Origin of the sequence: Pantoea sp. Cy-640, from assembly GCF_011752635.1 — a bacterium.
GTDB classification, from domain to species: Bacteria; Pseudomonadota; Gammaproteobacteria; order Enterobacterales; family Enterobacteriaceae; genus Pantoea; species Pantoea dispersa.
The window spans coordinates 450,295-463,534 of the sequence record NZ_VWXB01000003.1 but is presented as its reverse complement, the minus strand read 5'-3'; the positions used below and the strand labels follow the sequence as shown (position 1 = coordinate 463,534).

At 58.5% G+C, this 13,240-nt stretch carries 13 protein-coding genes; 7 read left to right on the top strand and 6 right to left on the bottom strand.

Annotation, left to right across the window (positions count from 1 at the left end):
* Positions 1–57 precede the first annotated feature (57 nt).
* Entirely contained in the window at positions 58–924 is an 867-nt protein-coding gene (yieE, locus tag F3J36_RS10990) for a DNA-binding transcriptional regulator YeiE (protein ID WP_166719683.1), read from the bottom strand.
* A 9-nt stretch (positions 925–933) separates the two neighbouring features.
* Positions 934–1,311 (bottom strand): YkvA family protein, encoded by a 378-nt coding sequence (locus F3J36_RS10985; protein WP_166719682.1) that lies wholly within the window; start codon positions 1,309–1,311, stop codon positions 934–936.
* 106 nt (positions 1,312–1,417) lie between these two features.
* Here F3J36_RS10985 and F3J36_RS10980 point away from each other — a divergent pair, with 106 nt between their 5' ends.
* Together F3J36_RS10980 and nfo are read left to right on the top strand one after the other, a co-directional pair.
* Entirely contained in the window at positions 1,418–2,464 is a 1,047-nt protein-coding gene (locus F3J36_RS10980) for a YeiH family putative sulfate export transporter (protein ID WP_166719681.1), read from the top strand.
* Between the two features lie 56 nt (positions 2,465–2,520).
* Complete coding sequence (gene nfo, locus F3J36_RS10975) at positions 2,521–3,366, top strand: deoxyribonuclease IV (protein ID WP_166719680.1); 846 nt, start codon at positions 2,521–2,523, stop codon at positions 3,364–3,366.
* 69 nt (positions 3,367–3,435) lie between these two features.
* On the opposite strand, the gene fruA is transcribed toward nfo, so the two are convergent.
* The 4 genes from fruA to F3J36_RS10955 form a co-directional block, all read right to left on the bottom strand.
* Positions 3,436–5,133 (bottom strand): PTS fructose transporter subunit IIBC, encoded by a 1,698-nt coding sequence (fruA, locus tag F3J36_RS10970; protein ID WP_166719679.1) that lies wholly within the window; start codon positions 5,131–5,133, stop codon positions 3,436–3,438.
* 16 nt (positions 5,134–5,149) lie between these two features.
* The gene (fruK, locus tag F3J36_RS10965; RefSeq protein WP_021509266.1) at positions 5,150–6,088 is read right to left on the bottom strand and encodes a 1-phosphofructokinase; all 939 of its coding nucleotides are present in this window, start codon (positions 6,086–6,088) and stop codon (positions 5,150–5,152) included.
* Positions 6,085–7,215, bottom strand: a complete 1,131-nt coding sequence (fruB, locus tag F3J36_RS10960; RefSeq protein ID WP_058769932.1) for a fused PTS fructose transporter subunit IIA/HPr protein — start codon at positions 7,213–7,215, stop codon at positions 6,085–6,087. Before fruB ends, fruK begins: the two co-directional genes overlap by 4 nt.
* Before the next feature lie 277 nt (positions 7,216–7,492).
* Positions 7,493–7,747, bottom strand: a complete 255-nt coding sequence (locus F3J36_RS10955; protein WP_104093088.1) for a YkgJ family cysteine cluster protein — start codon at positions 7,745–7,747, stop codon at positions 7,493–7,495.
* Positions 7,748–7,899: 152 nt separating this feature from the next.
* Between F3J36_RS10955 and yeiP the strand changes: the two genes are divergently transcribed.
* The 5 genes from yeiP (at position 7,900) to F3J36_RS10930 (ending at position 13,182) form a co-directional block, all read left to right on the top strand.
* Positions 7,900–8,472, top strand: coding sequence for an elongation factor P-like protein YeiP (gene yeiP, locus F3J36_RS10950; protein WP_031280049.1), 573 nt, complete (start codon positions 7,900–7,902; stop codon positions 8,470–8,472).
* A gap of 99 nt (positions 8,473–8,571) precedes the next feature.
* Complete coding sequence (locus F3J36_RS10945) at positions 8,572–9,546, top strand: GTP-binding protein (protein ID WP_166719678.1); 975 nt, start codon at positions 8,572–8,574, stop codon at positions 9,544–9,546.
* A 45-nt stretch (positions 9,547–9,591) separates the two neighbouring features.
* Positions 9,592–10,299, top strand: coding sequence for a phosphatase PAP2 family protein (locus tag F3J36_RS10940; RefSeq protein ID WP_031280048.1), 708 nt, complete (start codon positions 9,592–9,594; stop codon positions 10,297–10,299).
* 514 nt (positions 10,300–10,813) lie between these two features.
* On the top strand, positions 10,814–11,389 hold the full coding sequence (gene mepS / locus F3J36_RS10935; RefSeq protein ID WP_031280047.1) for a bifunctional murein DD-endopeptidase/murein LD-carboxypeptidase: 576 nt from the start codon (positions 10,814–10,816) through the stop codon (positions 11,387–11,389).
* Between the two features lie 227 nt (positions 11,390–11,616).
* Positions 11,617–13,182: a cyclic di-GMP phosphodiesterase gene (locus F3J36_RS10930; protein WP_058757525.1), complete on the top strand. Its 1,566-nt coding sequence runs from the start codon at positions 11,617–11,619 to the stop codon at positions 13,180–13,182.
* The last annotated feature ends 58 nt before the right edge of the window (positions 13,183–13,240 follow it).

Sequence of the window (13,240 nt, the reverse complement as noted above, 5' to 3'; positions counted from 1 at the left end):
TTAGTTACCTTCATAATCGGCCGGGAATTATTAGCCACAGCACAGGGCACACCGCAGCTATTCCCGGCAATAGGCGAGGAAGCGGCTCAGCGCTTTCGACAGATGTTTCTGCCGGTGATGGATGCGATACAGGGTGCGCGTCAGGCGCGGCAGGGGCACCGGCACTTCCGTCAGCGTGCCCGCCTCAAGCAGATCGGTAATCACCCGGCGCGATAAGCAGCTGATGCCCATGCCGTGGCGCACCGCGTGTTTAATCGCCTCTGAGTTGCCCAACTCCATCCCCAGCTGAAACTGCGGCAGGTGCGACAGCAGCAGGTAATCGACAATCTCACGCGTACCGGAACCGCGCTCGCGCAGGATCCACGGCGCAGCGGCCAGCGTCTCCAGCGTCACCGGCTGCCGTAACAGCGGCGCATCCGGCGCGGCGAACACCACCAGTTCATCTTCCAGCCACGGTTCGCTGATGATATCCGGCTCATGGCACGGCCCTTCAATCAGGCCAATGTCGACGCGAAAATCGGCCACCGCATTGATGGCGTCCTGGCTGTTGCCGACGCTCAGCTCCAGCGGCAGCGTGGGAAAATCGCGACGATACGCGGCGATCATCCCCGGCAGCAGATAGTTGCCGATGGTGCTGCTGGCAAACAGGCGAATCGCTCCGTTGTCCTCTTTAAACAGCTGTTCGATCTCAATCGCCTGCTCCAGCAGCCCGACCGCACGCGGATAGAGCAGCCGGCCGTGCTCGTTGAGCACCAGCCGTTTACCGACGCGGTCGAACAGCTGTACACCGAGCTGACTTTCCAGATCGGCCAGAGCCGCGCTGACCGCCGACTGCGACAGCGCCAGCACCTGCGAGGCCTGAGTGGTGGAGCCGGTTTTCAGCACCTCGGTAAACACTTCAATCTGACGCAGCGTAATGTGCATGCGTGCTCCTTACATGGCGTACCGCTTCACCAGATAGATCACCACCGCCAGCCAGATCAGCAGCATCAGAATCAGGCCGCTCCAGCTGACGATCTTTTTGCCGCACGCCCGCTGCACCTCGGCGCGTTCGGCGCTGCTGATGCGCACGTCGCGCGGCAGCAGACGCAGCAGGATCATCACGCCGAGCGGGATGATAATCGCGTCATCCAGCAGGCCAATAATCGGGATGAAGTCCGGAATCAGATCGATGGGGCTGAGCGCATAAGCGACGATGCCAAACGCCAGCAGCTTAAACCACCACGGCGTACGCGGATCGCGACAGGCAAACCACAGCGTCAGCACGTCCCGTTTGATGAGCTTCGCCCAGCGGCGCAAGCGCATGAACATTGTTGCCCTTCCTTATCACTTATTCCGGTTGATTATAAATATATTATCAATTTCACTTTTAAGCCAGCCAGGCGCACGCTAAAGCCTCACTGAGGAGAAGCGTATTATGGCTGAACTAAGCGTCAACAAAACCCCTTTTCATGTTCATCGCTGGCTGCCGGGACTGCTGCTGACCGCCGCCATCGCCGCAGGTGCCGCGTGGCTGGCCAATCAGCCGTGGCTGGCTGGCGCGGGATTCGGCGCGCTGACGCTGGCTATCATTATCGGCATCGTGCTGGGTAATAGCCTGTATCCCCGCGTTGCGACCCCGTGCGACAGTGGTGTGCTGCTGGCCAAACAGCGACTGCTGCGCCTCGGCATCATTCTTTACGGCTTCCGCATCACCGTGCAGCAGATCGCCGATGTCGGCGTCAGCGGCGTGCTGATTGATGTGCTGGTGCTGAGCTCAACCTTTCTGATCACCTGCCTGATCGGCATCCGTTTACTGAAAATGGATCGCGAAACCGTGTGGCTGATTGGTGCCGGCAGCAGCATTTGCGGTGCGGCAGCGGTGCTGGCAAGTGAACCGGTGATCAAAGCCGCACCGTCGAAAGTGGCGGTCGCGGTGGCCACCGTGGTGCTGTTTGGCACCGTCGGCATTGTGCTGTACCCGTTTCTCTGGACGCTGCTGCCGCAGGTCAGCGCGCAGCACTTTGGCGTCTTTACCGGCTCGACGCTGCACGAAGTGGCGCAGGTAGTGGCGGCCGGCCATGCGATGGGCGCGGAAACGGAGAACACGGCAGTCATCGCCAAGATGCTGCGGGTGATGATGCTGGCACCGTTTCTGCTGATCCTCGGCAGCTGGCTGCAGCGCCAGCGCAGCCACCAGCGTCAGGCACAGCAGCCGATCCGCTTTCCGTGGTTTGCCCTGTTGTTTATTGTGGTGGCGCTGTTTAACTCGCTGCACCTGCTGCCACCGCCGGTGGTGTCGGGACTGAATCAGCTGGCGAATCTGCTGCTGGCGATGGCGATGGCGGCGCTGGGCTTAACCACCCGTTTCGGCGCGCTGAAGCAGGCGGGCGTCAAACCGCTGCTGCTTGGTCTGCTGATGTTTATCTGGCTGATTCTCGGCGGCGGCGCACTGAATGTGCTGGTGCAACATTTCATGGCGTAAGCGCATCCGCTATCATGGGCGTTTTGCATCAGCAATCGCCCATTCAGGAGAGCGGCATGAAATATATCGGCGCACACGTAAGCGCATCCGGCGGCGTAGACCAGGCAGTGATCCGTGCCCATGAAATCGAAGCCACAGCCTTTGCGCTGTTCACTAAAAATCAGCGCCAGTGGAAAGCCGCGCCGCTCTCTGCGCAGGTGATCGACGCTTTTAAAACCACCTGCGATCAATACAACTTTAGCGCCGCGCAAATCCTGCCGCACGACAGCTATCTGATTAACCTCGGCCACCCGGTGATGGACGCGCTGGAGAAATCGCGCGAGGCGTTTATCGATGAGATGCAGCGCGCCGAACAGCTTGGTCTGACGCTGCTCAACTTCCATCCCGGCAGCCACCTGCAGCAGATTGATGAAGATGCCTGCCTGAAGCGCATCGCCGAGTCGATCAACATTGCGCTGGATAAAACCCACAACGTGGTAGCGGTGATTGAGAATACCGCCGGTCAGGGCAGCAACCTCGGTTTCCGCTTTGAACACCTCGCGGCGATTATTGACCACGTCGAGGATAAATCGCGCGTCGGCGTATGCATCGACACCTGCCACGCCTTCGCTGGCGGATATGATTTACGCAGCGAAGCTGCCTGTGAAGCCACCTTTGCCGAGTTTGAGCGCGTGGTGGGCTTCCAGTATCTGCGCGGTATGCACCTTAACGATGCCAAATCCACGCTCGGCAGCCGCGTGGATCGCCATCACAGCCTCGGCGAGGGCAACATTGGCAAGACCGCGTTTAGCTGGCTGATGAAGGATGCGCGTTTTGACGGTATCCCGATGATTCTCGAAACCATCAATCCGGATATCTGGAAGGATGAAATTGCCTGGCTGAAGGCCGAGCAGCAGGCGTAACGGGTTTCACCGGGGCCTGTCGCCAATTAAAAAGGGAGCCGCGGCTCCCTTTGTTGTTCCTGACTGCCGTTACGCGGCTTTGACCAGTTCCTCTTCCGGACGTTTCAGAATCGCATAGCCCAGACCCGCAATCAGCGTACCAATCACAATCGCCAGCAGGTAACCCAGCACCGGGGTAATGGCGCCTGGAATCAGCAGGACGAACAGCCCGCCGTGCGGCGCCATCAGTTTGGCCCCCATCGCCATGGAGATCGCACCGGTCACTGCGCCACCCACTATGCAGCATGGCAGCACGCGCATCGGATCACGCGCCGCAAACGGAATGGCACCTTCGGAGATAAAGCACAGGCCGAGTACCAGCGCGGCTTTACCGCCCTCCTGCTGACCTTTATTGAACTTACGACGCGCTACCAGCGTTGCCAGCCCCATCGCCAGCGGTGGCACCATACCGGCCGCCATGATCGCGGCCATCGGCGCGTAGGTTTGCGAACTCAGCAGACCAACACCAAACGCGTAAGCCACTTTGTTCACCGGACCGCCCATGTCGGTACACATCATGCCGCCCAGAATCGCGCCCAGCAGGACCGCGTTAGCAGTGCCCATGTTCGCCAGCCAGCTGGTCAGGCCGCTCATGATGCCGGCAACCGGTTTGCCTACCACGTAAATCATCAGCAGGCCGGTAATCAGACTGGCCACCAGCGGAATGATCAGAATCGGCTTCAGCGCTTCCATACTTTGCGGCAGCTTCACTTTGCTGCTCAGCAGTTTGGCGGCGTAACCGGCGATGAAACCGGCGATGATGCCGCCAAGGAAACCGGCGTTGATGCTGGTGGCGATCATGCCGCCAATCAGACCTGGCGTCAGGCCCGGACGGTCAGCAATCGAGAAGGCGATAAAGCCCGCCAGCACCGGCACCATCAGCGCAAAGGCGCTGCCGCCACCGATCTGCATCAGCGCCGCGGCTAAGGTGCCCTGCTCTTTAAACGCGGTAATCCCGAAGGCGAATGACAGCGCAATGCTCAGACCGCCGGCGACCACCATCGGCAGCATATAAGATACGCCGGTCAGCAGATGCCGATAGGCACCGGCTTTCTCTTTGCTGTCGCTCTGGCTGGCTGCCGCCTGGTTGCCGGAAGGCTGCCAGACTTTGGCTTCCGCCTGCGCTTTATCCAGCTCCTGTGCGGTTTTCTTCAGCGCCAGACTGGTGGAGGTGCGGTACATCGGCTTGCCGGCAAATTTCGCCAGGTCAACGTCGATATCCGCCGCAACGATCACCAGATCGGCCGCCGCCACTTCTTCCGGGGTGATCGGGTTGCCGGCGCCCACTGAGCCGCGGGTTTCCACTTTTACCCACCAGCCGCGCTTGCTGGCTTCCGCTTCAATCGCCTCGGCTGCCATGAAGGTATGCGCCACGCCGGTCGGACAGGCAGTGACGGCCACAATACGTTTCTGCCCGGCGCTCTGCGCCGGTGCACTTGCCGCCGGGGTTGCCGCAGCCGGCTGCCACGGTTGCGCCGCATCTTTAGCCAGCGCCAGCGCCGCCTGCGGATCGCGCAGCGCCTGCTGCACATCCACGAGGGCAACGGACTTGCCGGCGAGCTGCGCGTTGTCGGTAACCTGCTGGCCAATCACCAGCACCAGTTCGGCGTCCGCGGCGCTGTCGACCAGCGTCAGTCCCGCCTGCCCTGCCGCCGCCTGCAGACGTTCCGAGGCTAAATGGCCTGATGCCAGGCCGAGTGAAGAATCTTTTATCAGCAGCGTTTTCATTATCGCTCTCCTGCTGTTAGTTAACGGGTTGTAAGTCGACGCGCGCCATCATCGCGGCCAACTGGGTACGATCGGTCACGCCGACGTTGCTCTGGCTGACGGCCATGGCCGCCACCGCCGTCGCCAGACGCAGCGTGTGTTCACTGGATTCCCGCATCAGCAGGCCATAAATCAGGCCGCCAACCATCGAATCTCCGGCGCCTACGGTGCTGACCACTTCACACGCAGGTGGTTTGGCGATCCATTCGCCAGAGGCATTGACCCACAGCGCGCCTTCCGCACCGAGGGAGATCACCACGTGGGCAATGCCCTGCTCGCGCAGCTGGTGCGCGGCGTCAATCACATCCTGCAGCGTCGGCAGCTTGCGGCCAGCCCAGATCTCCAGCTCGCGGCGATTGGGTTTAACCAGCCACGGTGCCGCTTTCAGACCGGCCACCAGCGCTTCACGGCTGCTGTCAAAAATGATGCACGGGCAGTGGGTGCGCAGATCGCTCATCCATTTGGTGAACGCGTCCGGCGCAACGCCCGCTGGCAGGCTGCCGCTGACGCACACCATATCGAACTGGCCCAGCCAGGTCAGCGAGTCGGCGGTGAAGCGGTCCCAGTCCTGTGGCGTGACGTCAAAGCCCGAGAAGTTGAGGTCGGTGACGTCGCCGTCTTTTTCCGTCAGCTTAACGTTAATGCGGGTACGCCCCTGCACCACCTGAAAACGGTTAGCGATACCGAGTTCGCTGAACAGCTGCTGAAAGCCGTCCTGATTCTCTTTGCCGAGGAAGCCGCCGACGGTAACGTCGATGCCGAGATCTTTCAGCACTTTGGCGACATTGATGCCTTTACCCGCAGCGTGCAGCCCGGTGGTTTTGACCAGGTTAACTTCGCCGCGCTCGATCTCCGGCGTGTAGCCGACCAGATCGTACGCCGGGTTCAGGGTGATAGTGGCAACGCGACGACTCATGCTGCCCCCTCGCCCAGACCGCTATTAATGGCTTCTTCGATAGCGTGCAGTGCCTGCTGCGCATCGTCACCGCTGGCGGTGAAACGCAGACGATGGCCTTTCTTCACGCCCAGCGCGACCACCTTCATCAGGCTGCGCCCGTTAGCCGGCTTACCGCTGCCGTCGAGATTGGTCACGGTGATATCGCTGTTGAACTGCTTGATCACACTCACCAGCGCGGTGCCCGGACGCGCATGCAGACCGTGCTCGTTGCGGATGGTGAATTCCGCGGTTAAGACGTCCGCAGCTTCATCCACTTCGCTGGTCAGCAGCGCGAGAATGCCTGCCGCGTCCGCCTTCAGCAGGCGTTCAGCCTGCTTGTTCAGCAGCAGATTGCTGAGGTAACCCAGCACCTCAAGCGGGCGCTGATCGGTGGCGGCGACCGTCAGCAGCAGCGCTACCGGTTCGCCCTGATGCGTCAGCGGCGTCGCGCTGCGGCTCACTGCCACCGCGCTGTTAAGGTTGCCGTGCGTGCTGTCGCTCAGCCAGATGCCCTGACCGAGGCTGAGCGGCGCGTGCGAGACGACGTCTGCGACAAAGCTGGCGTCAACGGCACCGGCCGCCTGCAGACGACCGGCGTTCAGCGCCTGCAGCGTCATCAGATCGCTGGCGGCCACGTCAGTGGCGATCAGCGACGTATCGAACTGGAATTCAGCGGCCTGCTTTTCACCCATCAGCAGCGCGCGCAGCTCTTCAGCAGAGGCAGATTTCAGCTGCTCCGCGATGCTGTCATCGCTTAATACGTGGGTCAGCTGGCGCAGCAGCGCGAGGTGCTCGTCAGATTTAGCGGCAATGCCGATGGCGACGTATGCTGTCTGGCCATCGCCCCAGTCCACGCCCTGCGGGAACTGATAAACCTGCACGCCGGTTTTCAGCACCAGATCGCGGGTATCGGTGGTGCCGTGCGGAATGGCGATGCCGTTGCCGAGAAAGGTGGTGGTTTGCTGTTCGCGCGCCAGCATGCCGTCGACGTAGCCTTCGGCCACATTTCCGGCCGCAGTAAGCGCAGCGGCAACCTGACGAATGGCCTGTTCTTTATCGGACGCGCTGGCGCCGGTGTGAATGGCCTGAACTTCGAGCTGGAACATATTTCTCCTCGCTTGCTGAAAGTGAATCGTTTCAGCCTGATGGCGAAAAAATACGCTGTGCGACACGGACTTAGCCGGGAGGACAACGCTGAAACGTTTCAGGGAATATGGTACAGCCCCCGATTACAGGCAAGAAAATGCGCAATCGGCGTAGCAGATTTTTGATGCTCCGCACACTTCGCGGCGGATTTAGGATTTTTCACAGCGGGCGCGCTGACGCGTTGCTGTAACGCGGTACCTGTGACGAGCGTGCTGTTCAGCTCGCGTCAGCTTAAACTCAGGGCGCGGTATCGGCTTCCAGCTGCAGCAGGTAGATCATGGCGTCGGCGCGGCTGTTGCCGCACATCTCCACCTGTGGCTGTAAACCGGCACACACCGCCGGACGCAGCGGCGAACCAAAGATCTTGCAGCGCTGCTGTTCGTCGAGCTGAACGCAGCGGGTATTGGCCGGTTTGCCGTCAGGCATACCGGGAATGGGGGAAGAGATGGAGGGGGCTGTGCAGCAGGCACCGCACTGGTCTCGACATAACATCATGCGCTCCTGCAAAGATTAGCGGCCGACAATAGCAGTCTGCACCGCGGAATTCTATGCGCGACCAACAATTTTCACCGGCCTCACTTGCCTGTTTTTCACCGCGCGAGTAAGTTGGCGCGCATCTACCTGGTTATAGCGAGTCAAGCATTATGCCAAAGGCAAACGAAATCAAAAAAGGAATGGCCGTCACCTGGAACGGTAAACTGTTGCTGGTGAAGGATATCGATGTCCAGAGCCCGAGCGCGCGCGGCGCCGCCACGCTGTACAAGATGCGTTTCACCGATGTGCGCACCGGCCTGAAAGTTGAAGAGCGCTTCAAGGGCGACGACATTATTGATGCCATCCAGCTCAGCCGCCGCGCGGTGACCTTCTCATACATCGACGGCGACGAATACGTGTTTATGGATGACGAAGATTACACGCCGTACAGCTTTAAAAAAGATCAGATCGAAGAAGAGCTGCTGTTTATTCCGGAAGGCGGCATTCCCGGTATCCAGGTGCTTACCATGGATGGTCAGGTGCTGGCGCTGGAACTGCCGCAGACGGTAGACATGGAGATTGTTGATACCTCACCTGGCATCAAAGGGGCATCCGCCAGTGCGCGCACCAAACCGGCGGGCATGAGCACCGGGCTGTCGATTCAGGTGCCGGAGTACCTGAGCAATGGCGATCGCATCCGTATCCATATTGCCGAGCGTCGTTATATGGGACGCGCCGATTAAGCGCACGATTTTCTCCGGCGGCGGTTGATTGTTATAGTATAACAACAGCCTGCGCGCCGGATGCGGTTGTCCGGCGCGGCTATTTTAACGGAGTAAATCATGACGCGCGTGAACCTGATTACCGGTTTTCTCGGTAGCGGTAAAACCACCACCCTGTTACATCTGCTGGCGCACAAACCGGCCAATGAAAAGTGGGCCATTCTGGTCAACGAGTTTGGCGAGATCGGCATTGACGGCGCCCTGCTCGCCGACCGCGGCGCCACGCTGAAAGAGATCCCCGGCGGCTGCATGTGCTGTGTTAACGGCCTGCCTCTGCAGGTCGGGCTGAATATGCTGCTGAAGCAGACTCAGCCGGACCGTCTGATTATCGAACCCACCGGCCTTGGCCATCCCAAACAGTTACTGAATATGCTGCGCGCAGCGGTCTATCAGCCGTGGATCCGCGTGGAGGCCACGCTGACGCTGCTCGATCCGCGTCAGTTATCCGATACGCGCGTCACGGAGAATGAAAACTTTCGCGACCAGCTGATCGCCGCAGACATCATCATCGCCAACAAAAGCGACAAGTGGGATGCGGAAGATCGCCAGCGGCTGGCGAGCTGGCAGCAGCAGCATCTGGGCGACCGTCAACTGGTGGAAGCCAGCTGGGGCAATATTGATCCGGCGTTGCTGAGTCAGCCGGCATTGGCGGATCGTGCGGTACCCGATGCCGCGCATCATCATCATTCGTCACGCCCGCAGGGGCTGGCGGCGCTGAAACTGGAAGGCGAAGCGCGCTGGCGTCGTGCGTTAAATGAAGGTCAGGGCTATGCTTCCTGTGGCTGGATTTTCGATGGTGACACGGTGTTCGATACCATTCCGGCTTTAGAGTGGGCGCGGCTTGCGCCGGTGGATCGCGTGAAAGGCGTGCTGCGTACCGCTGACGGTCTGGTCAGCATTAACCGTCAGGGCGAAGACCTGTTCATCGAAACGCGCCCGGTCACGCCACCCGATAGCCGTATCGAATTGATCCACCATCAGGCCACCGACTGGAACGCCTTGCAGACTGCCCTGTTGAAGATTCGTTTAAATTAGCTGCGGTAGGTTTGCCCGTTATTTTTTTCTTTTTGAGTTACTTTTATGCGCACTTCTCGTTTGATCACCATCCTGCTGCTGAATGCGCTGGGTGTGATGCTATTTATGTCGTGGTATCTGCCGCCGGAGCACGGGTTCTGGTTCGCTCTCGACAAAGGCATCTTTTTTGGCTTTAACGACCAGATGGTCGACCATCACGGCTTTGCGCTGCTGGTGGCGATCACCAATTTCCGCGGTTTTGATGCGGTGTCGCTGCTGGCGATGGGCCTGCTCTATCTGTGGTTCTGGCGCCGCGAAACGCCGCAGGGCCGACGTCGTATGCTGGCGATTGGTATCACCATGCTGCTGACGGCGGTGATTCTTAACCAGCTGGGCCACCTGCTGCCGGTTAAGCATGCCAGCCCGACGCTGTTCTTTGATAACGTGCATCGCGTCAGCGAACTGACCGGCATTCCGGCAAAAGATGCGTCCAGAGACAGCTTCCCCGGCGACCATGGCATGATGCTGATTATCTTCGCCTGCTTTATGTGGCGCTATTTCGGCTTCCGCGCCTTCCTGATGGGCCTGCTGATTGTGGTGCTCTTTTCCCTGCCGCGCGTGATGGCGGGTGCGCACTGGTTTACCGATATCGCGGTCGGTTCGCTGTCGGTGGTGCTGGTGGGCCTGAGCTGGTGGTTATTAACACCGGCCAGCGACAAACTGGTGAACTGGCTCTATCGTTCGCTGCCCGGAAAATATAAACCCCAGGCGTAATTGTTTAGCGCGGGCGATTATTTCCTGTTTTTAAGATCGCCTGCGCTTATTTAATCCTGCAATAAATTATTAGCGAACTAAGCGTTTTCTGATAAAAGAAAAACCTATGCGTCAAATCGTCTGACAATGGCGTTATTCCTGGCCTGTCCAGTCAGAACCCTCTTAAAATCTCCCTTAGCGCCAGAATTAGCCGCTGTTCCTGCCGCTAATTGACGCTTAAATCGCTACCAGTTGTTGATAAAGTAACCGTTGTGTTACAGATTGATTTCACATCAAAAAAACCTATAAAAATTTATATAAAAGCACTCGCCACGCGGTCTGTAATCGGTTAACCTCAACTCCGATTACTACCGTGCAGCATAAAATTCGGTACCTTAAGCAACAAAAATGTGTGCATTAACACATTTTAGTAATTAAGGAATTGTCTTAGAGGGTCGCACTTATTAATCTCAACCCGTTTTGTCATCTGGCTGGCGACATTCTGTCGTAAGGACATCGAAGGAAAACACGTACAATGGTCAAGTCTCAACCAATTCTGAGATACCTCAGGCGGATTATTCCCGCAGTAGCATTAGCAACCCTCTTATCGGCATGTAGCAGTACCCATAACGGTCAGAACGCGAATAACGAGAATCATGAAGTTAACAACCAGAATGGTTTTTTACTTCAGGCGTCTCAGGACGAATTTGAACAAATGGTGCAGAACGTGGACGTTAAGTCCCGCATCATGGAGCAGTACAGTGACTGGAAAGGTGTGCGTTATCGCTTAGGCGGCGACACCAAACGCGGCATTGACTGCTCTGCTTTTGTTCAGCGCACCTTTCGCGAACAGTTTGGTTTAGAGCTGCCGCGTTCCACATCGGAACAGCAGGACAGCGGTAAAGAGATTTCACGCAGTAAACTGCGTCCGGGTGATTTAGTGCTGTTCCGCGCCGGCTCCACCGGTCGCCATGTCGGCATCTATCTCGGCAACGACAATTTTGTACACGCGTCTACCAGCAGCGGCGTGATGATTTCCAGCCTTAACGACAGTTACTGGAAAAACCGCTACCGCGAAGCGCGTCGGGTACTGGCAAAAAATCCCAGTTAATCCCCTTCCTTCCTGATGTTCTCAGCCAGAGAATCTGAAAACGCTGCCCCGGCAGCGTTTTTTTTCGTCTGCGGTTGCTTAAGCCAAATCCATGACGGAAAAAGTAATTGTGAATCAAAAATATAACGAGACTTTTCGCGCAGCCTCGTTATATTCTCGTTGCCTTGAACCAGCACAGTTGTATGCGTTTTTATAATAAAAAGGGCAAGATCAGGGGAACCAACTCCATGCCACTGTCGGGGACGTTAAATCGTCATGCCAGCTACTCGCGGCGCATCGCCTGGAGTAGCGTAATTATTGGGGTCGCGTTTTTTATCCTGTTTGTCACCGTCCTGCTCACGCTGACCTGGCAAAAACGCGTCCAGCAACACCAGCAGCTGCTGGCTCACAGCCGTGACGATCTGCAACAGGTGATGTCAACCCTGGTCGAGAGCCTTTATCCACTGCAGCAATACACTCAACTCAGCTGCAACAGCGTCAACCGTGAGCTGACCTCTCGCGCCGCCTTTGCCGGCAACATTCGCGCGATATTACTGGTACGCGACGGCAACGCTTACTGCTCTTCGGCTACCGGCGCATTTCTGCTGGCCGCCAGCGCCATTTCACCCGATTCAGAGCTGGAGCGCGACCGTGACGTCCGCCTGCTGCCCGGCACACCGCTGCAGCCCGCCAAGCCAGCGCTGGCGCTGTGGCTGAAAAGTCCGGGAGCGAACGAAACCGGCATCCTCGCCACCATGAACCTCAGCATGACGCCTTACCAGCTGCTGGCCTCTTACCATCCCGAAATCACGCGCATGGCGCTGGTGGCAGGCGACAGCGCGCTGCTCAGCGGCACCAGCCAGGTGGTGCGCAGCCGCGATTTGCCGCCCGCCCTCACCGACCTGACGCTTGATGACGGCAGCATGCGCTTTGTGCTTTACGGCAGCACGCTGGCCTCACGCGATTACACGCTGGCGTTGCTGACCGGCCTGCTGCTGGCGCTGCTGGTTGCCGCAATCAGCTGGCTGCTGCTGTCGCTGCATCAGCGACCGGGACGTGAAATCCTGCTCGGCATCCGGCGCGGTCAGTTTCACGTTGAGTATCAGCCGCTGGTAACGGCACACAACGGCAAACCCTATGGCGTTGAAGCGCTGCTGCGCTGGACTCACCCGGTTGAAGGCATGATCCCACCCGATGTATTTATCAGCCACGCCGAAGCGCAGAACCTGATTATTCCTCTGACCCAACATCTGTTCAGCCTGGTAGCGCGCGACGCGCGTTTTCTCTGTCAGCAACTGCCGCGCGGCACCCGTCTCAGTCTGAATATGTCACCGCAGCATCTGGCATCGGCCAGTTTTCGCCGCGACGTGCAGGCGTGGATCGCCAGTATGCCCGCCGATCATTTTAACTATGTATTTGAAATCACCGAGCGCACCATGGTGCGGGAGAAGAACGCCGGCGAAATCTTCGCCTGGCTGCATGAACACAATTTCAAGATTGCCATCGATGATTTCGGCACTGGCCATAGCGCGCTGATCTATCTGGAAAAATATCCGTTCGACTACCTGAAAATCGATCGCGGCTTTGTGCAGAGTATCGGCACCGAAACCGTAACCTCGCCGGTGCTTGACACCGTGTTGCTGCTGGCAAAGAAACTCAACCTGAAAACTGTGGCGGAAGGAGTGGAAACCGGCGACCAGGCGGCCTGGCTGGTTAATCGGGGCGTCACGCATCTGCAGGGGTATCTGTTTAGCCGCCCGCTGCGCCCGGAAAAGCTGATCAGCTACTATCAGAGCCAGGCCAGTTTGGGTTAACGTCACGTACCGCGCATGAAACTGCTACCATACAGTGCGGATTACCACAGGAGAGCGC